20 protein-coding genes and 1 pseudogene are annotated in these 20,245 nt (G+C 34.2%); 15 read left to right on the forward strand and 6 right to left on the reverse strand.

Translation table 11 applies throughout. The features are described from left to right. Positions 1–5: 5 nt before the first annotated feature. Positions 6–227 (reverse strand): DUF1659 domain-containing protein, encoded by a 222-nt coding sequence (locus DICTH_RS01690; RefSeq protein WP_012547587.1) that lies wholly within the window; start codon positions 225–227, stop codon positions 6–8. A 107-nt stretch (positions 228–334) separates the two neighbouring features. Between DICTH_RS01690 and DICTH_RS01695 the strand changes: the two genes are divergently transcribed. The 7 genes from DICTH_RS01695 to pstB are packed head-to-tail and all read left to right on the forward strand — an operon-like array spanning position 335 to position 7,688. Further along, a complete protein-coding gene (locus DICTH_RS01695; protein ID WP_012548404.1) occupies positions 335–1,465 on the forward strand; it encodes a hypothetical protein in 1,131 nt (376 codons plus the stop codon). Positions 1,466–1,508: 43 nt separating this feature from the next. Beyond that, complete coding sequence (locus tag DICTH_RS01700; protein ID WP_012547417.1) at positions 1,509–2,285, forward strand: 4Fe-4S binding protein; 777 nt, start codon at positions 1,509–1,511, stop codon at positions 2,283–2,285. A gap of 15 nt (positions 2,286–2,300) precedes the next feature. Beyond that, the gene (locus DICTH_RS01705) at positions 2,301–3,848 is read left to right on the forward strand and encodes an MBL fold metallo-hydrolase RNA specificity domain-containing protein (protein WP_012546903.1); all 1,548 of its coding nucleotides are present in this window, start codon (positions 2,301–2,303) and stop codon (positions 3,846–3,848) included. Then, positions 3,845–5,119, forward strand: coding sequence for a M28 family metallopeptidase (locus tag DICTH_RS01710; RefSeq protein ID WP_012548238.1), 1,275 nt, complete (start codon positions 3,845–3,847; stop codon positions 5,117–5,119). The genes DICTH_RS01705 and DICTH_RS01710 overlap by 4 nt, the downstream gene beginning before the upstream one ends. A gap of 53 nt (positions 5,120–5,172) precedes the next feature. After that, a complete protein-coding gene (gene pstC / locus DICTH_RS01715) occupies positions 5,173–6,081 on the forward strand; it encodes a phosphate ABC transporter permease subunit PstC (protein ID WP_012547660.1) in 909 nt (302 codons plus the stop codon). Then, positions 6,078–6,908 (forward strand): phosphate ABC transporter permease PstA, encoded by an 831-nt coding sequence (gene pstA, locus DICTH_RS01720; RefSeq protein ID WP_012548012.1) that lies wholly within the window; start codon positions 6,078–6,080, stop codon positions 6,906–6,908. The genes pstC and pstA overlap by 4 nt, the downstream gene beginning before the upstream one ends. A gap of 21 nt (positions 6,909–6,929) precedes the next feature. Further along, on the forward strand, positions 6,930–7,688 hold the full coding sequence (gene pstB / locus DICTH_RS01725) for a phosphate ABC transporter ATP-binding protein PstB (protein ID WP_012547466.1): 759 nt from the start codon (positions 6,930–6,932) through the stop codon (positions 7,686–7,688). On the opposite strand, the gene phoU is transcribed toward pstB, so the two are convergent. Both phoU and DICTH_RS09685 read right to left on the reverse strand, forming a co-directional pair. Then, positions 7,689–8,345 carry a phosphate signaling complex protein PhoU gene (gene phoU, locus DICTH_RS01730; protein WP_012548021.1) on the reverse strand — a complete coding sequence of 219 codons (657 nt, stop codon included), beginning with the start codon at positions 8,343–8,345 and terminating at the stop codon, positions 7,689–7,691. Between the two features lie 168 nt (positions 8,346–8,513). Continuing rightward, positions 8,514–9,578 carry an Ig-like domain-containing protein gene (locus DICTH_RS09685; protein ID WP_012548207.1) on the reverse strand — a complete coding sequence of 355 codons (1,065 nt, stop codon included), beginning with the start codon at positions 9,576–9,578 and terminating at the stop codon, positions 8,514–8,516. A 177-nt stretch (positions 9,579–9,755) separates the two neighbouring features. On the opposite strand from DICTH_RS09685, the gene DICTH_RS01740 reads away from it, so the two are divergent. From DICTH_RS01740 to DICTH_RS01755, 4 genes are all read left to right on the forward strand, one after another. After that, positions 9,756–10,463 (forward strand): SDR family NAD(P)-dependent oxidoreductase, encoded by a 708-nt coding sequence (locus DICTH_RS01740; RefSeq protein ID WP_012546995.1) that lies wholly within the window; start codon positions 9,756–9,758, stop codon positions 10,461–10,463. 65 nt (positions 10,464–10,528) lie between these two features. Continuing rightward, positions 10,529–11,524 (forward strand): hypothetical protein, encoded by a 996-nt coding sequence (locus DICTH_RS01745; protein WP_012547570.1) that lies wholly within the window; start codon positions 10,529–10,531, stop codon positions 11,522–11,524. Between the two features lie 18 nt (positions 11,525–11,542). Continuing rightward, positions 11,543–12,307 carry a hypothetical protein gene (locus tag DICTH_RS01750; protein WP_236608275.1) on the forward strand — a complete coding sequence of 255 codons (765 nt, stop codon included), beginning with the start codon at positions 11,543–11,545 and terminating at the stop codon, positions 12,305–12,307. Positions 12,308–12,330: 23 nt separating this feature from the next. Further along, positions 12,331–13,644: a DUF3887 domain-containing protein gene (locus tag DICTH_RS01755; protein WP_012547223.1), complete on the forward strand. Its 1,314-nt coding sequence runs from the start codon at positions 12,331–12,333 to the stop codon at positions 13,642–13,644. 27 nt (positions 13,645–13,671) lie between these two features. Here DICTH_RS01755 and DICTH_RS01760 read toward each other — a convergent pair whose 3' ends face one another. From DICTH_RS01760 to DICTH_RS01770, 3 genes and pseudogenes are all read right to left on the reverse strand, one after another. Further along, the gene (locus DICTH_RS01760) at positions 13,672–15,525 is read right to left on the reverse strand and encodes a glycoside hydrolase family 127 protein (RefSeq protein WP_012548258.1); all 1,854 of its coding nucleotides are present in this window, start codon (positions 15,523–15,525) and stop codon (positions 13,672–13,674) included. A 3-nt stretch (positions 15,526–15,528) separates the two neighbouring features. Further along, positions 15,529–17,580, reverse strand: coding sequence for a beta-galactosidase (locus DICTH_RS01765; RefSeq protein WP_012547067.1), 2,052 nt, complete (start codon positions 17,578–17,580; stop codon positions 15,529–15,531). A gap of 61 nt (positions 17,581–17,641) precedes the next feature. Continuing rightward, positions 17,642–18,124: pseudogene (locus DICTH_RS01770) on the reverse strand (carbohydrate ABC transporter permease); the annotation flags it as partial. Positions 18,125–18,248: 124 nt separating this feature from the next. On the opposite strand from DICTH_RS01770, the gene DICTH_RS01775 reads away from it, so the two are divergent. Genes DICTH_RS01775 through DICTH_RS01790 form a run of 4 tightly spaced genes read left to right on the forward strand, consistent with a single transcriptional unit; the run spans position 18,249 to position 20,240 of the window. Continuing rightward, positions 18,249–18,485, forward strand: a complete 237-nt coding sequence (locus tag DICTH_RS01775) for a sulfurtransferase TusA family protein (RefSeq protein ID WP_012547714.1) — start codon at positions 18,249–18,251, stop codon at positions 18,483–18,485. 22 nt (positions 18,486–18,507) lie between these two features. After that, a complete protein-coding gene (locus DICTH_RS01780; RefSeq protein ID WP_012548696.1) occupies positions 18,508–19,500 on the forward strand; it encodes a YeeE/YedE family protein in 993 nt (330 codons plus the stop codon). Between the two features lie 12 nt (positions 19,501–19,512). Continuing rightward, the gene (locus DICTH_RS01785; RefSeq protein WP_012547402.1) at positions 19,513–19,866 is read left to right on the forward strand and encodes a DsrE/DsrF/TusD sulfur relay family protein; all 354 of its coding nucleotides are present in this window, start codon (positions 19,513–19,515) and stop codon (positions 19,864–19,866) included. Between the two features lie 14 nt (positions 19,867–19,880). Beyond that, positions 19,881–20,240: a DsrE family protein gene (locus DICTH_RS01790; RefSeq protein ID WP_012547688.1), complete on the forward strand. Its 360-nt coding sequence runs from the start codon at positions 19,881–19,883 to the stop codon at positions 20,238–20,240. Positions 20,241–20,245 lie beyond the last annotated feature (5 nt).

A 20,245-nucleotide genomic window follows, 5' to 3' on the forward strand; every position in this document is an offset into this window, starting at 1 on the left:
GGGGCTTAGACCTCTACAAGCTCTTCATCATTGGTTCTTACTACTTTCACTACGGGATATTTCTGCAAATTTCCTAAAGTTTGAGCTACAACGTATACTGCCTCGTCAGGAGCATTGGGTTTTACGTTGTTAAAGCTCCTGTTTCTTAATACAGGATTTCCAGATTGGACTCCGATCTGAACTCTTAAAATAAGGCGAGAGTTGTAAGGTAGAGATTGTAATGCCATTTTTTCACCTCCTTTCTTTTTGTTTTCCAATAAATAAATCCATAGGGTGGGTGACAGAGGGAAAATTGTTTTTGTGATATAATGAGTAAAAAAGTAGGGGGTATAAAATGAGATATAAAGTTTTTGTTTTAGCTTTTTTAATTTTTCTTATTACTACTGTTTTTTCTCAGACTTCTCTTGTAATTTATCAGCAAAATATGGGGGTTTTATCTTTTGACAAAGAGGTAGATTTAAAAAAGGGGTTGAATTTTGTTCCTCTTGACGAGGTTGTAGGAAATATCTCTTATAACAATTTGTTTATTCTTTCTACCTCCGGGAATCTTATAAAGGAGATAGTCTATCCATCCTTAGGGATTTGGATTGAGGCAAAGGAAGATTGTAGGGATGTATTGAAGATTTATCTTATAGTTCCTAATATTAGATGGAGTGCAGATCATATGTTCTTGATTGATGGAGATAGGGTAAGATTTAATACTCGTGTAGCTATACAGAATTCTTCTGAGGTAAATTTTCAAAGGGTTAAAATTTCGCTTCTTTCAGGGAGCTTAAATATGGCAGGAGGAGATGAATATAGGGTTTTTACAAAGATGGCTCCAGCTACGGAGGAAGAGTATAATCTCTCTTTGCCCACTGCAGAGTCTGTACAAGGATATAAGATTTTTGATATTCCAGGGGAGTGGAGTATATCCAAAGGTACTATAAAGTTGATTCCTCTTATTGATACTTGGATAAAGGATCCTGTAAAAAGATATGTTTTAGGATATGGGGGAAATATGAGGAATGCTTATATTCTTTGGAATGTTGAGAATAAAAAGGAAAAGGGTCTTGGTGTTCCCATTCCCTCAGGTAAGTTAAGCATTTTTGCTATTGATAATGGCAAAGTAGTATTCTTAGGTAGTACTAATATTCAAAATATTCCAGAGGGGGAGAAAATAGAGGTTGTGCAAGGTTTAGATTTTGATATCACTGCTGATAGAAAGGTGCTTGAGGAGAAGAAAAGGGTAGAAGGAAAGTATGAGATTACGGAAAGAACTGTAGCTATAACTATAAAGAATGCTAAAAAGGAGAAAGTTGTGGTAGAGGTTTGGGAGTATATTTCTGGGGGAGAGATAGAAATAAAGAGTAGCAATTTTAATTATGAGAAGATTGATAAAAACAATTTTAGATTTTATGTGGGAATAGATTCTCAAAAAAGCTCTGTTTTGAACTACGTATGTACTATTAAGAATTTAAAATGATTTAGTATTAATTTTTGCTTTCTTATAAGTTATAATTTTTCCTATGAGAAGAAGGAGGTCATTTTTAAAGTTAAGAAGTCTTTGGCAATCTATAAGTTTGATTATTATTAATTCTTATTTTTTAGCACCATGGGGTAAGTATATTCCTATACCAGTTTTTAACTGTTATTCTTGTCCTTTGGCAAGTTTTGCATGTCCTATTGGTACCTTACAGCACTTCATTGTGCTCCATAAATTTCCTTTCTTTACATTAGGGATTCTTTTCCTTGCTGGTATTCTTTTAGGGAGATTTTTCTGTGGTTGGTTATGTCCTTTTGGCTTTATCCAGGATCTACTATATAAAATTCCTACGAAAAAGTTGGTTATTGAGAATCGGTTTGCTACTTTTATAAGATGGAGTATATTCATAATTTTGGTGATAATTATTCCTTACATAACCCTTGAGCCATGGTTTTGTAAGCTTTGCCCTGCAGGAACTCTTGAGGCAGGTATTCCTCAAATATTGCTTCATCCACCATTACGAAGTTTGATTGGTTTTCTTTTTGCAATTAAAATTTTTATTCTTACTATTTTTATTATCTCGAGCATATTTATCTCCAGACCTTTCTGTAGGTTTGTATGTCCTCTTGGGACTATCCTTTCTGTGTTTAATAAGATTTCCTTTTATCAACTCGAGGTAAAGCCAACCTGCTCTCAGTGTAGTCTTTGCAAGCCAAAATGTCCTGTAAATATTGAGGTTTATGAGGATCCTAATTCTACTCACTGTATAAGATGTCATGAGTGTTTTTCCTGTGGGCAGGTTAATTGGAAAATAAAGTGAAAAGGGTGATATATTATGAAAATTACTTTTTATGGGGCCGCTGGAGAAGTTACAGGATCGTGCTATCTTCTTGAGAATAATTTTAAGTATCTTGTGGATTGTGGTATCTTTCAAGGTAAATCAGAGAGGGAGAATGAAAGCCCGTTTTTATTTGATCCAAAGGAGATAAAAGCGGTTATTTTAACCCATGCCCATTTAGATCATTCAGGTAGAATTCCAAAGCTTGTTAAAGAAGGTTTTAAAGGCAAAATCTATGCTACTTATCCCACCATTGAGCTTTGCGAGATTTTATGGCTGGATACTGTAAAGTTGATGAAGGAAGAAGTAGAAAGAATAAATAGAAAGAATTTAAGGTCAGGAAAACCTCTTGTGGAGCCTTTATATACAGAGAAAGAAGTGGAGATGGCCATGAAACTTTTTGAACCAGTACCCTATGATGAGGTTGTAGATCTCTCAGATATAAAGATAAGATTTAGAGATTCTGCTCATATATTAGGGGCTTCCTCTTTAGAACTTTGGAGTGATGGGACAAAGATTGTTTTTTCTGGAGATATAGGCCCACAAAATAATGTGATGGAGGGCCAACCATCTATTATTGAAGGAGCAGATTATGTAATTATAGAGTCCACCTATGGAGATAGATTGCATAAAAGCTTGGAAGAAACAAGATCAGAGTTTGAAAGTGTAGTACTTGACGCAATTAAGTCTCAAGGCAAGATTCTTATACCGTCCTTTGTGGTAGATAGGGCTCAAAGGGTTATGTATGAGCTTATGCTCCTTACCTATAAGTATCCTTTTCTCTCTAAGGTACCTATATTTTTTGATAGCCCTATGGGGAAAAAGGTGACAGAGGTTTATGAAAAACATAGTAATCTTTTATCGGGAGAAATCCAGAAATACTTTCTTGAAGGTATAAATCCCTTTGAATTGAAGAATTTAAGGTACTTGGTAACTCCTGATGAGTCGAAAAGTATAAATGAACTTGACACGGGAATTATTATCGCAGGATCTGGAATGTGTACGGGAGGAAGAATTTTACACCATTTAAAACACAACTTATGGAAAGAAAATACCCATGTCATATTTGTGGGATATCAAGCAGAGGGGACTTTAGGAAGAAGAATTGTAGATGGAGAAAAGACAGTACATATAATGGGAGAGGAAATTACTGTAAGGGCTAAGATTCATACTATAAACGGTTTTTCTGCTCATGCTGATCAGAGTGATCTTGTAAAATGGACAGAGTACTTTAAGAATGATCCAATATTCGTAATAGTTCATGGAGAACCAAAAGCTTCTCAAGCCTTAAGTCAGATTTTGCAGTTAAAGGGCAAGAGAACTATTATTCCATCTTATGCTCAAAGTTTAGATCTTGAGAAGAAAGAGATTGTAGCTCCTAAGGTTGCGCCTTCCTTTGATATAGAATCTTTACTTGAGGAACTTAGCTCTTATGCAGTAAAGCTGAAATCCTCCACTGTTCCCCAAGATTTAGAAACTTATTCTTTATTAAAATCTGCTCTTCATCTTTTAAAAGAAGTAAGTGATAGGGGTAAAAGTTTATGAAAAAGATTAATAGGGTAATAATATTTTTGAGCCTCATTATACTTTTGCTCTCCTCAGTAAGATCTAACGTTAGAGGAGATTATGCATTGATGATTATAAGAGAACTTTCCAGTGCAGAATACAAGGGAAGGCAAGCAGGAACCTTTGAAAATCTTGAGGCATTAAAATTTATTGAAGGAGAATTAAAAAATTTAGGTTTAAAAGATATATTCTATCAAGAGTTTCCTGTAGAGGTTTTTTATTATGATGGGGCTCCTGAATTTCTCTTAAAGACTGAAGGAAGGGTTTTGAAAAGATATGAGTATAGAAAAGATTTTAGAGATAGGTTTTCGGGAAATTACAAGGTAGAGGCAGTAATAAAAAACAATGTAAGGGAGATTAAGGGTGCTTTTTATCTTGTAAAAGATAGATATGCAGATAGAAATATGCTTTTAGCGCATATATATGGGGCAAAAGGAGTAATTTTAGGGCTTCCTGAGGATAGAACTGAATTGATATTACAAAGATCAATGTTCTTTTTAAAAGAAGATATGCCTGTAGTGTATGTAACTTCTGAGGTTTTTAATGAGATCTCAAATTATATGCGTTCTGAGAATAAATTAAGGGCTTATTATAGAATTGGATATGTAAAAGAGATGGCAAAAGCTTTTAATTTATATTTCTTTATTCCTTCTTCGAGAAAAACAAAGAAAACTGTAGTGCTTACTGCTCATATTGATCATGTTGGAGATGATTATGATGGTAGCTATTTTCCTGGGGCAAATGATAATGCTTCAGGGGTTGGTGTAGTTTTAGAAATTGCAAAGGAGATCTTTGAAAAGGGTAATAATTATCCTTATAATTTTTTATTTTTAATCACCAATGGTGAGGAGAAGGGACTTCTTGGTTCTGAATATTTTGTAGACTATCCTCCAATCCCTCTTGAAGATATAGTTTTAGAGGTGAATTTTGACTGTTTGGGAAGGGGAGAAAATCTGGTAATAAGTTATAATGATTATGCAAGTAAGTTGGTAAGTAAGATTAAATCAATTAATTTGAATAATAATGTGTATTTTGCGAAGGATTATTATCTTAATGAGTCAGATCAATATCCTTTTCATGTTCACGAAAAACCCTTTTTATTTTTCATAAGGGTAGAAAAAGATGAAAAAATTTCAGATCTGCACCAGAAGACTGATACTGTTGATAAGATTTCAAAGGATGTTGTTTCTTCCACTATAGATACGTTTTTTAAAATTTTAAGAAGTTTATCCTATGATTCTTTAAATTAGTTTTAAATTTTTTAACTTAAAATTATAATAGGATAATATTGCGATTAGGAGCTATGAAAAGAAATTTGGGAGATATAATATTCAAAATATTGGCTGTCCTGTCAAGCTTGGCTTTAATTTCGCTTGTGCTTTTTTTATTTGTTGAACTTGTTATTTATTCTGTTCCTAGTATTAAAAAATTTGGAATTAAGTTTTTAATTGAAAAGATATGGGATCCTGTAGCTGAAAAATATGGAGCACTCCCTGCCATTTATGGAACTTTAGTTACCTCCTTTTTTGCTCTTTTAATTGCTTTTCCTTTAAGTATAGGTATTGCGATTTTTATATCTGAACTTTCTCCTCCTCTTTTGCAGAGGCCTCTTTCTTTTATTATTGAACTTTTAGGTGCAATTCCAAGCCTTATATATGGTATGTGGGGACTTTTTTCCCTTGCTCCATTAATTCAGCTTAAGGTTGGTCCTTTTTTGCAAAGGATATTAGGATTTTTGCCTCTTTTTCAGGGATATCCTATAGGAGTTGGATATTTGACTGCGAGTATAGTTCTTTCTATAATGATAATTCCTACTATTTCTTCTCTTTCAAGAGAAATTTTAATGGCCGTTCCTAAGGATCAAAGAGAGGCAGGATATGCTTTGGGTATGACTAAATGGGAAGTAATATGGAGAGTAGTTCTTGGTAATGCAAAATCGGGAATTTTTGCGGCAGGAATGTTAGGATTAGGAAGGGCTCTTGGAGAAGCTGTGGCAGTTACTATGGTGATAGGTAATTTCTATGATATATCCATCTCTTTATTTTCTCCAGGTGTTACTATAACCAGTGTTATTATAAATGAGTTTGCTGAAGCAACAGGACAATTGAAGATTTCAGTTCTTATGGAACTTGCATTAATACTTTTTATCATTACTTTCTTTGTTATGGGATTTGCCCGATATTATATCTTAAAGAGGATTGAAGGACGATGAGTTATAAAAGAAGGAAAGCTATAAATAAGGTAATGATATTTATAAGCATACTAACCTTTTTAATAGGAGCTTTCTTTCTTTTCTGGATTCTTGGAGATATATTTTTAAAAGGAATAAGACATATTAACTTACGAATGTTTGTTGAGCTTCCTAAACCTCCAGGGGTTCCCGGAGGAGGTATTGGTAATGCTCTTGTAGGTACACTTATCCTCACCATACTTGCAAGTATTATTGGTATTCCTATAGGAATAATGGTGGGAGTCTATGTAAATGAGTATGGAAGAGGAAAACTTGCTTGGTGGACTAAATTTCTTTCAGAGGTTTTAACCAGCTTTCCTACCATAATTATCGGTGTCTTTGTTTATCTTATTGTGGTGGTTCCTATGAAGTCTTTCTCTGCCCTTGCAGGTGGAATAGCCTTAGGAATTATTATGTTGCCTATTATTGCAAAATCTGCCGATGAATCTATAAAAATGGTCCCTAACTCTTTAAGGGAAGCTGCTTATGCTTTAGGAGTTCCAAAATGGAGAACTATTCTAAAAGTAGTCATCCCTTCTGCATCCAGTGGAATTATTACAGGTATAATGATAGCTATAGCAAGGGTTATGGGGGAGACTGCGCCTCTTCTCTTTACTTCTTTGAATAATGTGTACTGGAGCCTTAGTTTAACAAAGCCAATAGGAAGTCTTACGGTGACTATTTTTAATTATGCTACATCGCCTTATGATGACTGGAGGAATATGGCTTATGCTTCTGCCCTTGTTTTAGTGTTTCTTATCCTGATCCTAAATATTATTGCTAGGATTTATGGTGGAAGAAAGAAATAGATCAAGGGAGGAGAATAAGAGTTGGAGAAGATAAGGGTTGAAAAGTTAAATGCATGGTTTGGAAATATGAAAGTTTTGAAAGATGTTAATGTCTCTATGAAAGAGAAGCATATTACTGCAATAATTGGCCCTTCTGGATGTGGTAAGACTACGCTTTTGAGATGTTTTAATAGGCTTCATGAGCTAACGCCAGGAGCCAAAGTAGAAGGTAAAATATTCTTAGATGATTTGAATATATACGATAAGGATGTAGATCCTGTAATGGTAAGAAGAAGAATCGGAATGGTATTCCAAAGACCTAATCTTTTTAATCACATGACCATCTATGATAATGTAATTGCTGGATATATTCTTAACAGTAAAAAACTGCCAAGGGATGAATTAGATAATATAGTAGAGCAAAGCTTGAAGCTTGCAGGAATTTGGGAGGAGGTTAAAAACAGGCTTAGAGAATATCCCTCTGCTCTTTCGGGAGGCCAGCAACAGAGAGTTTGTATTGCAAGGGCTCTTGCAGTGAAACCAGAAGTACTTCTTATGGATGAACCAACCTCTGCCCTTGATCCTATTTCTACTTATCGTATTGAGGAAACTATAAGGGAATTAAAGGAACACATAACTATTATTATTGTTACTCATAATATGCAGCAAGCAGCAAGAGTCTCTGATGATACCATTTTTATGTATATGGGTGAAGTTATTGAAGCAGGTCCAACTCCTCAAATATTCACCAATCCGAAACAAAAGCTTACCGAGGATTACATTACAGGAAAGTTTGGCTAATTACTCGTGTAGCTCTTTTAATTCTCCTGTTTCCATATAGTAGATTCTTTCTGCCACATTTGTTACGTGGTCTGCAACTCTTTCTAAGAACTTTGCTATCATAAGCAATCTTATTTGTTGAGGTGCAGTTTCAGGGGCATGCTCTATCTCTTCTACTATTTCATCATAGATCTTATAGTAGGTTCTGTCTATAGCATCATCCTGCTCCACTACGCTTATTATGAAGTTTATATCTCTATTTACAAAGGCTTCTAAGGAATCACAGAGTATTTTTTCTACAAGTTGGAACATTTTTATTAGATTTTCGTTGGTAGGAAGAGGCGGCATTTTTATAAGCTCTATGGTAAACTTTGCTATGTCTACGCAATAGTCTCCCATTCTTTCAATATCGCTGATAATCTTCATTGCAGCAGCAATTACCCTTAAATCGTGGGCCATAGGTTGTTGAAGGGCAAGAAGTTTTAAACATTTATCTTCAATATCCCAATTATATTTGTCTACAATATCATCCATTTCAATGACTTTTTTAGCCAGATTTTCATCTCTTTCTAATAGTGCATTCTTGCTTTTTTCAAGCATTTCTTTAACTTGATTCCCCATTTCCAAAAGGGAATTTTCTAATTTTCTTAACTCTTCCACAAAGCTATGCCTCAGCAAAATTTTCCCTCCCTATTTTTATAGTTTAAAAATTATAACAAAAATTTTTCTTTATAGACAATAAAAATTGGCAAAATATACCACATAGGTATGAAAATAAGCGCTAATATAAAAAATATTAAGTTGCTTGTTTATTGTGAGAGAAAGTTATTGTAATTAGTACTCTTTTTAGTTATTAACGTTTACAAGTATGCTTATGCTTCTTTTGTTTTCTGCCTCATCATATGCCTTTACCATTATTGTGTGCTCTCCATTAGAGCATAAGTTGGTATTCCAAGTATATGCATATGGTGGCAAGTTGTCTATATATTTTAATTCGTCGTCAATATAAAACTCAACCCTTGATACATGCAAATTATCTGTAGCAGTTGCCTCTATGGTTATTGTTCCAGTTAAAGTTGCTCCATCTGTGGGATATGTTATGGAAACTGTTGGTAGGATAATGTCTACTATTTGAGCAAGATATCCTGTATTTTGATAGTTACAACGGAATTTAGGCCATACGGATTTTGCAAGTCCATAACTTGTGGAATTTATTGCATAAAGATAACCATCATCACTTCCTACATATACAGTTTTATTCCCTAATGTAGGTGATGAATTAATGAAGTCTCCAGTTTTATATTTCCACTTCAACGTACCATCAGGGTTTATTGCGTAAAGATAGTTATCCCAACTTCCCACATATATAGTTCCGTCTTGCCCTATGGCTGGTGAGGAATGAATGCGATCTTCAGTCTCGTATTTCCATTTTAGCGTACCATCTGGATTTATCGCATAAAGATATCTATCCCAATCTCCTACGTATATAGTGCCATCTGATCCTATTGCTGGTGAGGAAGTGATAGACCATTCAGTTTGATATGCCCACTTCAGTTTATCCATATTACTTACGAATATCCTTATAATTTTGGATATGCTTGAATTTCCAGCTAAATCTATGGCTTTTGCAGAGATAAGGTATAACCCTTCATCATATTGGGTTGTATCCCATGTATATGTATAAGGTGCTTTTGTTTTTTCTATTATCTTTTTACTGTCTATGTAAAGCTCTACCTTTGAGATTCCTTTATCATCAATTGCTTCTACTGTTATTGTTATTGTTTTGCTTACAGTTTCTCCATCTGCAGGCGAGAGAATTGATACTGTTGGGGGTTGTGTGTCTTTCGGTGCGCATCCATAAAATAAAAAAAGAAGTATTAAAATTAAGAAATTAAAAACGCTTCTCCTCATTTTACTAACCCCCTTAAATAAGGTTATAAAAATCGTTGGTTAGAATATTGCTCTATTTTTTTCTTTAAACCTTGATTTTTTATTTTAGTCTTTTCATTAATATTATTATACTTATGTTTTTATTTCTTGAAAATAATTAGTAGAATATAGAAAATAAAACCTTTTAGGAGGGAAAGTATGGCAGGAATTCTTGAGGGAAGAAGGATGGTTATTACTGGAGCTTCAAGAGGGATTGGTTTTGAGATATGTAAGTTATTCCTTAAAGAGGGTGCAAGTATAATTGGAGTGGCAAAGGATGAGAAAAGATTAAAAGAGGCAGAAAAGCTTTTAAGAGAGATGGGAGATTTTGAGGGTGTAGCCGTTGATTTAGAAGAGGATAACTTTACCTCAAAGATAGTGGAAAAGGTAGAGAAGAAATGGAATGCCCTTGATGTTCTATTCAATAATGCGGGAGTTATGCTTGCTTATGGTGGATTTTTGGAGGAAAGTGATGAAGTATTTGAAAGAACATTTAAAGTGAACCTTTATGCTCCATATAAACTTGTAAAAGCAATGTTGCCATTTTTACTTAGAGGAAAAGAGCCAAGAATTATTAATACGAGTTCTGGGGCAGGTATTTTTGATGAAATAAGAAAAAAGTATGATATTGCAAGTTATAGACTTAGTAAATTTGCATTAAATGGATTTACTATTATTCTTGCTAACGAACTCAAGGGCAAGATAGCAGTAAATGCTTTTGATCCTGGCTGGGTTAAGACGGATCTTGGAGGACCAAATGCTCCAGGATCTCCAGAGGATTCTGCAAGGGGAGCTCTTGCAGTAGTTACCTTGCCTTTTGAGGTTACAGGAAAGTTTTTTAAAGATGGAAGAGAAATAAACTTTTAATTTAGATTTGTTTTGTTATAATATTTACTAAGGGAAATAAGGATAGAAGGGAAGGGGACTTTTATATGAAATTTCCTTTGGGACAGGAGATTTATAAAAAGACGCCTGCGCCTCTTGTAAATTTAAAAGAGCTCATATCCTGGTTTAGGTTGGAAAAATTTAATGGGCTTTTGATGGGGGAGACATCCAATATAATTACTGAAATTTTGGTTTATGATGGTAAAATTCCTAAGGCTTTTACAGAAAGAAATGGAGAAGTATTAGCAGAGGATTGTTCGGCAATAGAGATATTTATAAATGATTATTTGGCAAGGGTTAGTTCTCTATCTCTTTTTTCTTATGATAAAGAGTTAATAACTCCTATCTTAATTTTATATTTTTCAACTCCTAATATACTCCATGAGGAAACCTATTTATTTGTTCCCGAAAGACTGATTGATGAAAGTAGGAAAGAGAATACTTTGTCTCATATTTTAATTGAGGATTTAGAGGATAAGGTGCATTTTCTCTTTTATAATGGAATTTTTAAAGGGTATTATTCTGAGAAGGACGGAGTTATTAGAGAAGATTTAAATTTTCTTTTTGAATTATTTAACAAGGGTAATACTTTTGTTAGCTTTTATCAGACATCCATTAAGGATTTTGAGAGATTAGATGTTTCGTCTTTAAAGTTTAGTTTTATTGAGGATGAAATTAACAAATGGGTGGAAAGGCTTTTGGAGTATGTTAACTTTATAATTGGATATTACGATGAGCATGGTATGCATGTGGAGAATCTCAATAGGGTTTTGGAGGGACTTAATATTTTATTTAATTCATTAGTATGTTTAGATAACAAATTTATCATTAAAAGGGAGATTATAGGTAGTTATGATGAAATTGAAAACGAAATTGTTGAACTTATAAAGAGGATAAATAAGGAGCTTTCAGATTTGTGGGGAAAGAAGTTTGTATATCAAAAGTATATCCAAGGTTATAAGAGTTTTATGGAAAAGTATAAAAATGACAAGGTTATTATGGAGCTTCTTGATAGGATAAACCCAGAGAATATTGAGTTTTAGGGAGGAGTACTGATGAGTATGAGTTTAGGAAAAAAGATTTCTATTTTTTTTGTTTTTCTTTTTTTAATTCCATTTTTCATTTTCTTATCTGTTGAATTTAGTAATTTTAAGAATGAGGCTTTATATCCTATCTTTTACCAGATATCAGAAGGTATTGCACTAATTATTGCTGTTTATTATTTCTTGAAAATTGAAAAGAAGTGGCGAGGATGGTTGGGTTGGTTTTTGGTTGTTTTGAGTTTGGTTTTTCTATTTATTGCTGATTCTATATGGAATTTTTATGCCATATTTAGAGGAGAAGAGGCACCTTTCCCAGGTATATCTGATATTTTTTATGTGCTTTTTTATGTTTTTGCCTTTGTTTTTCTTGTTTATTTTATAAGGCTTTTGAAGTTAGAATTTGATCCTTCAGAAAAGTTTTTTATTTCCATAATTTTTCTTGTAATTTTTGTACTTCTTCTCCAAGGTATTTTAATTTCTATCTTTGGGAGTAAAGAGATGGATTTTTGGGAAAAGTTTTTGAACATATTTTATATTTTAGGAGATTTTGTTCTTATACTACTTGCTTTTATGCTGTTAATGAAGCTTTGGGGAGGAAAGGTGGCTAAAAATTATATTTATTTTGTTCTTGCTCTTTCTTTGACTACTATTGCGGATGTTATTTTTGTTTATATCTTTAAAAATTATGGAATCTCTAATTGGGCAGATCTCTTTTATCTTGCTTCCTTTTTGCTTTTGGCATGTGCTATCATAAGTGAGAGTTTGTTACATATATCCAAATGAATACTTTAGTTGAGGGGGTAAGTATGAGAAAGATTTTAATATTTTTATTACTTTTTCTATTTTTGACCATAGCTTATGCTCAAGAGGATGAAAAGGTAATCGCAGAAAAGTTTATTAATTTATTGGTAAGCGGCAAATATGATGAGGCAGTAAATTTGTTTGATCCTTCTGTAAAACCCATGATTCCTGCGGATAAGTTGGAAGAGGTATGGAAATCTCTTGAGAAGCAGGTAGGAAGTTTTAAAAGCATATTAGGCTATAGGACCCAAGAATCAGGAGGATATAAAATAGTTTTTGTTACTTGTGAATTTAATGCAATGGACATAGATGTGAGGCTTGTTTTTGCTAATAATAAAATAGTAGGTATGTTTTTCCAGCCTGCTCCTCCTCGCAAATCCTATACTCCTCCATCCTATGTGGATGTTAATTCTTTCGTGGAGGAGGATGTTAAGATTGGAAAGGAGTTTCCTCTTTCTGGAAAACTTGTAATTCCAAAGGGTAAAGGTCCTTTCCCTGTGATTATTTTGGTCCATGGGAGTGGTCCTAATGATATGGATGAGAGTATAGGACCTAATAAACCTTTTAGAGATATTGCTTGGGGGCTTGGAACTTTAGGCATAGCAACCTTGAGGTATGACAAAAGAACAAAAGTTTATCCTGAGAAGTTTAGTGAATATAAGGATGGGTTTACAGTTTGGGAAGAAGTTATAGAGGATGTGCTTTTTGCTATAGAATTTTTAAAGAATAGGGAAGATATTGATAAAAGTAAAATATTTGTTTTGGGGCATAGCCTTGGAGGAATGTTGGCTCCAAGAATTGCAACCTATACTAAAGATTTGGCAGGATTGATAATAATGGCAGGTCCTACAAGGCCTTTAGAAGACTTAATTCTTGAGCAAACAGAATATCTTTCTAATATTGACGGAAATATTGATGAGAACGAGAAAGCTCAACTTGATGTCATAAAAGGTGAGATCCAAAAAATTAAAGATCCTAATCTTTTAGAAAAATATCCACCTAATTTAATGATTCTTGGAGCACCCGTTAAATATTGGGCTGATCTTAAGAGTTATGATCCTTTGCTAACTCTTTCCAATTTAGAGATTCCTGCATTAATTCTTCAGGGTGAAAGAGATTATCAGGTAACTTTAAAAGATTTTGAGGGGTGGAGTAGGCTTTCTTCTTTGGAGAGGATTACTCTTAAGCTATATCCAAAACTAAATCATCTTTTTATGGAAGGAGAAGGAAAGAGTATTCCTCAGGAGTACTATGTGGAAGGGCATATTCCTGAGTATGTAATAAAAGATATTGCTGAGTGGATAAAGTCTTTAAAATAGGGGAGGAATTATTTCCTCCCCCTTAAGTTAAGCCTTTCTTATCCAAACTTGCATTGGTCCCTGTTCTCTATTGGCCCATGCATAATATGGTATGGCTGTAAATTCGACCTCATTTCTTTTTAGTCTTAAATCTTCTATTGGTAGATATAAATTTTTCTCCCAAATATCTTTTTCAGGAATATAACCTTTTCCTTTTATTACTACTAAGCCCTTTAAATTTTCTGAGTATATTGATTTTAGTTCTTTTTCTGTATCAATCTCTAAGTCAAAAATAGGAAAATTGTTATCTGCTTGTTCTATGCAGTATACGATAGGGCCTCTTTTTATTGCTACTCTTCCTACATTATCTTTTACCTTTGGATTAGAGATTATAACTTCTGGTTTCATGTTTAAGCTTAGTTTTACTCTATCGCCTTTCTCCCAGTTTCTTTCAAGTTTGGCATATCTATTTATTATTTCAGGTTTTTCTTCGTGATTGTTTACCAATATGGAATATTCTTTTACCCATCCTGGAATTCTTAAAAATAGGGAAAATTTGGCATTACTATTTACTGTTATGTTAATGTCTCCATCCCATGGGTAATTTGTTTTTACGTCTAATTCTATCACATTGTTATTCCACTCTATCTTAGCGCTATTTTCGGTATATAAATGCATCCATATACCATCATAGGATTTTGTATATACATATCCAGGGAGGCTTGCAATAAGTCTTGCAATGTTTGGAGGACAGCAAGCACAAGCAAACCATTTTTGTCTTCTGTGTTTTCCATTGTCAGAAAGAGGATTTACATAAAAGTAGTGCATGCCATCTAAGGATATTCCAGAAAGAAGACCATTATAAAGGGTTTGTTCCATAATGTCTGCAAACCTTCCCTCAGGCATTGCAAAAAGCATTCGGTAATTCCACATGAAGCTTGCAATAGCTGCACAGGTTTCTGCATAAGCTGTCTCGTTAGGAAGTTCATAATCCTCTCCAAAGGCTTCTCCCTCATATCTTGCTCCAGCTCCACCTGTAATATACATCTTTCTCTCTGTAAAGCTATGCCATAGTCTTTCTAAGGCCTCTAATATACTTCTATCTCCTATTTCTAAATAAAGATCCGTTGCTCCACAATTTAAATAAAGAGACCTCACAGCATGTCCTACTATCTCGTCTAAATCTCTAAAGGGTTTATGATCTATATGATACAAATCCCCTCCCACAAGGCCTTTTCCTCTTTCGTCTATAAAAAATCTTGCTAACCCTAAATATTTGTAATCTCTTGTCTCTCGAAATAGTTCTACAAGAGCCATCTCAATTTCAGGATGTCCACAAGTGCCTTCTTTTTTTCCTGGACCAAAGACCGAATTAATGTGATCTGCAAATTTGATTGCTACCTCAAGCAAATTGGTCTTTCCCGTTGCTCTATGATGAGCTATACCTGCTTGAATAAGATGTCCTGCACAGTATAGCTCATGCATGTCTTTTAAATTTGTCCATCTTTCTTTCTTCTTTTCAAAAGTAAAATAAGTATCAAGGTATCCATCTTCGTCTTGTGCAGATTTAATTTCCTCAATCACTTGATCTAACAGTTTATCTAATTGATCATCCCATTCCCACATTAAGGAATAGGATGCTGCCTCAACCCATTTGTAAACATCAGTATCGTTAAAAAAGAATCCAAAATAATCTCCTTGTGCTTTTCCTGCTGCTCTTCTAAAATTGAAAAGTCTCTGGGTTTGTTCTAAGAGTTCATATTGAGTCGGAATGGTTACTTCTTTTATTGTTCTCATTCTTTCTGCAAGAAGTCCCTTGGTTATTCTTACTTCCGATACGGCTACAGGAAGCAACTTTGAATGAGGACTATTGGTAGTATTTATTAAGAATGTATTAGGCATAATTTATTCCTCCAATATTAAAACCTCTTTTGGATGTAAATCAATTAATCCTTCTAACTCTCTTCCAGAAAGTAGATCTTTCTTTTTTGGGCCTATATTTATGGTTTTTGTCTCTTCCGAGTGGTTTAATACAAAGGTGAAGGTTTTTCCATTTTTTATCCTTTGGGTAATCTCTATTCCATAAGGTACATCTTTTAAAATTGGCTCTATTTGATGTATTTTTGATAGATACCTTACAAACTCTTTTAAGAACTCATTAGATGGAAAGGTACCGATATAGTAGGCATAACCATTTCCATATTTATTCACTGTTATACAAGGTTGTTCCTTATAATAATCTTTACTGTAAACCCCAATTGCCTTTGCAGTGCTATCCTCTAAATGAATTACATCAAATACTAAGTTGCATTCGTATTTTTCCTTTGTAAATTCTTTCCTATATTCATCTTGTATAATGATCTCGTTTTTCATTTCAGGGGGAAGAGCATCGAATTCTTCTACCCAAATTCCCAGAAGATCTCTTAAGGGTTTTGGATATCCGCCAAGATAAACTAAATCATTCTCATCTACAAGTCCACTTAGAGTTGTGGTTACAAAAATTCCACCTTTTCTTACATAATCTTTTATCTTTTCGGCCCATTCTTCCTTTACCATGTATAAGAGAGGCGCAATAATCAATTTATATTTTTCAAAATTATCCTCAATTCCTATAACATCTACTCCTAAGGTATTTTCAAATAATGCTCTAAAGTATTTTTCTACTCCTTCTACGTAATTTATAGCAGTACTTGGACCTTGAGAGTTCTCAAGAGCCCACCAATTTTCCCAATCAAATATCACTGCTGTTTGTGATTTTACTCTACTTCCAAGAAGCGTATCACCTAATTTATGTAATTCTTCTCCTAACTCTTTCACCTCTTTAAATACCCTTGTATTTTCATGTCCTGCATGGGATATTACTGCACCATGGAATTTTTCAGGTCCACCTTTAGATTGCCTAAGTTGGAAGAACATCACAGTATCTGCTCCATGAGCTACAGCTTGATAACTTTGAAGTCTCATAACTTTTGGCCTTTTGATATAACAATAAGGCTGCCAATTGGTTTGACTTGGGGTTTGCTCCATAAGCATAAAGGGCTCTCCTTGTTTTAGCCCTCTCATAAGGGAGTGCCTGAAGGCTATATTTACGTAATCATCGGTAAGATAGGGGTAACTATCCCAAGAGACCACATCCATATGCTTTGCCCATTCAAAGTAATTTAGGGGTTTAAAAGCTCCCATGAGATTTGTAGTTACAGGTATGTCAGGATTATATTTCTTAATAATGTTGTATTCGTTTAGATAGCATTCTAAAATACTTTCTGACATAAAGCGATAGTAATCAAGGACCATTCCCTGTGCTACAGTAGATAATTTCCCTGTCCACCAATGATGAAACATGACACTTCTTAGGGTAGGGGCATTAATTTCATTCCAATCGTAGAAGGTCTGGCTCCAGAATGTAGTGTACCATCTTTTGTTCAATTCCTCTAAAGTTCCATATTTCTTTTTTAGCCAATCTCTAAACTCTTTTACACAATTTTCACAGAAACAATATGTTCCATATTCATTGGCAATATGCCATACAAGTACTCCTGGATGATTGGCGTATCTTTCTGCAAGTTTTTCTACGAGCTTTCCTGCAAAGTACCTGTATATTTTGCTATTAGGGCAGAAATTTACTCTTCCTCCATGTTCTCTTTTATGTCCATTGATATCTACAGGGAGAATTTCAGGATATTTTACCGACATCCAATGAGGCTGAGAGGCTGTAGAAGTAGCAAGACATATGTATATACCATTTTTCCATAGATTATCTATAATTTCGTCTAACATGGAAAAATCATAGACATCTTCTGAGGGTTGTAAAAGTGACCAGGAAAAGACATTTACTGTGGCAATATTTATCTTTGCGAGTTTAAATAGTCTAATATCTTCTTTCCATACTTCTTTGTCCCACTGTTCAGGATTGTAATCTCCACCGTACCAAATATACGGTAATTTGGGATTTATCATAGAGCTACCTCCTTGTTTTTTTAATGATAATAGACCAAATTGTAGGTTAATGTAAAGATTTTTATTGCTTCATTGACCCTAATATACTTTGTATGAAGTAATTTTGTAAAGTGAAGAATACTATAATCATAGGTAGTGTTGCTATAACTACTGCAGTCATTATTACACCAAAATCTGGGGTATAACCAGAGGCTAATGTGGATATAAGTAGAGTCATAGTCTTTTTATTTTCGCTTTGTAATATTACTAAAGGCCATAGATAAGAGTTCCAGCTATTCATGAAAGACCAAATAGCCCCAGCAGCATAGGCTGATCTCATGGATGGAAAAACAATAGAGAAAAATATTTTTAGTTCGTTTGCTCCATCGACTCTTGCTGCCATAATGATTTCTTTAGGATACATTTTGAAGTTCTGTCTGAAGAAGAAGATGAGAAATACTGAGGAGAGCATGGGAAGGATTACTCCCCAGTGAGAATCAATCAGATTAAAGGAAGTCATTAGTTTAAATAGTGGAACCATAAGGGCTGCAAAGGGAATCATCATAACCTTTTATAATCTAATACTATGTTTTATACTATTCATTAAATTCATTAATAAATTGACTTCACAAATATGCATACTCTATAATATATATCGTTAAATTTTTAACAATTTGGAGGTGATTCTCATGGATGTAAAGCCCAACTACACTCTTGATGTGAGAGGAGAGGTGTGCCCAGTTCCCGATGTGGAGACCAAAAGAAAGTTAAAGACAATGCAGTCTGGAGAGGTTCTTGAAGTGCTTATTGATTATCCCCTTTCAAAGGAAAGGATTCCTCAAGGAGTTAAAGAAGTAGGAGGAGAAGTTTTAGCTATTGAAGAGATTGGACCAAGTGAGTGGAGAATTTTAATTAAAAAATTATAAATGAAAAGGGAGGGATTTATTGATGATCTGGCAAGGCTTGCTAGTTGGTATTCTTTTTGGAGTAGTTTTACAAAGATCAAGAATGTGTTTTAACTCTGCTATAAGAGATATTAAATTCAATAAGGATAATTACCTTGTAAAGATGGCAGCTGTGGCAATACTTATAGAAACCCTTGGTTTTCATCTTGTAGCATCTTTAGGATGGATAAAACTTAATCCTCTTCCTTTTATTCCATTAGCCCAAATTATAGGTGGATTTTTGTTTGGAATGGGCATGGTTCTTGCAGGTGGATGTGCTAGTGGTGTAACTTACAGAATTGGCGAAGGTTACATCACAGCTATTTTGGCTGGACTTTTTTATGGAATTACTGCTTCGGCAGTAAGAGGTGGAGTTTTAAACTTTGTTAATTCATGGTTTGGGTCTCCAATTACTGTAACTATGCAAGATCCTGGTATATATAATGCAGTAGAGGGTAAAGTTAGCCCAACTATTGCAAATGTTTTAGGCATAAATCCATGGATTGTAGCTATTGTTTTTGCAGTGCTTCTTGCTATTTATATTTGGGGTACAAAGACTACTGAGAGACAAGTTTCAGGGTTAAATTGGCTTACAGGTGGAGTTGCTCTTGGTATTGTAGGTATTCTTGGATATCTATCTCAAAAGAGTTATGCTCTTGGAATTACTGGTGGATGGGTAAATCTATTAAGAGGTACAGTTTCAGGAGTAGCATATAATTGGATTGGAATGGAAGTCCTTGGGATAATAATAGGAGCCTTTGTATCTGCTCTTATATCTAAGGAATTCAAATTAAGAGTTCCAAAGGATCCTAAGACATATTTGCAAGTTATTCTTGGAGGAATATTGATGGGGTTTGGTGCAGGTGTTGCTGCGGGTTGTAATATAGGCCATATATTATCTGGTCTTCCTCACCTTGCTTTAAGTTCTATTCTTGCTACTATTTTCTTTGTGCTTGGCAACTGGTTCATGTTTTGGTATTTATATGCAAGAAAGTAGGAGGGAAAAAGAATGCATATTGCTATTCAAGTAAATGTTCCACCATATACTTATGAAGATTTAGATACGGCTATACACCTTGCAGAGGCAGCACTAAAGAGAGGGCATAAGGTTTCTATCTTTCTATTTGCTGATTCTGTGCTTTCTGTAAATTCTAAAGTAAAACCTTTAAGAGTTGATAGAAACATTCCTTTAAAGATGAAGGAACTGTGTGAAAAGGGAGTTGAAGTACACATTTGTGGACTTTGTGCAGAGTACAGGGGAATCAACTCTGAAAATACAGTGGAGGGCCCCAAATTTTCTGGGGTACCTGAAATGGCATCTTTGATATTTAACGCAGATAGATATATGAACTTAATGCCGTAAGGGAGGAAAATTTAATGAAAAAAGTGCTCTTTGTAGTTTATCAGAGCCCTGCTGGATCAATATGGGTAAATGAGGCGTTAAGAAGCGCTTTTGGTATGTATGGAGAAGATCTTGAGCCTTCCATTCTTTTTATGGGAGATGCTGTGGTAGCAGTAAATAAGAATACCCATCCTGAAAATTTAGGTTGTCTCTCTCTAAGCATGTCCTTTAAATATCTTGAAAGATACGGGACACCAATTTATGTGGTAAAAGAGGATTTAGAAAAGAGAAAAATAAAAGAAGAGGATATTGAGCCAACGTGGAAAGCAAAAATTATATCAAATAATGAGCTTTCTGAGTTTATTCATTCCTTTGACAGAGTAATATTTTTCTAAAAGAG

This window comes from Dictyoglomus thermophilum H-6-12, from assembly GCF_000020965.1.
Taxonomy (GTDB): domain Bacteria; phylum Dictyoglomota; class Dictyoglomia; order Dictyoglomales; family Dictyoglomaceae; genus Dictyoglomus; species Dictyoglomus thermophilum.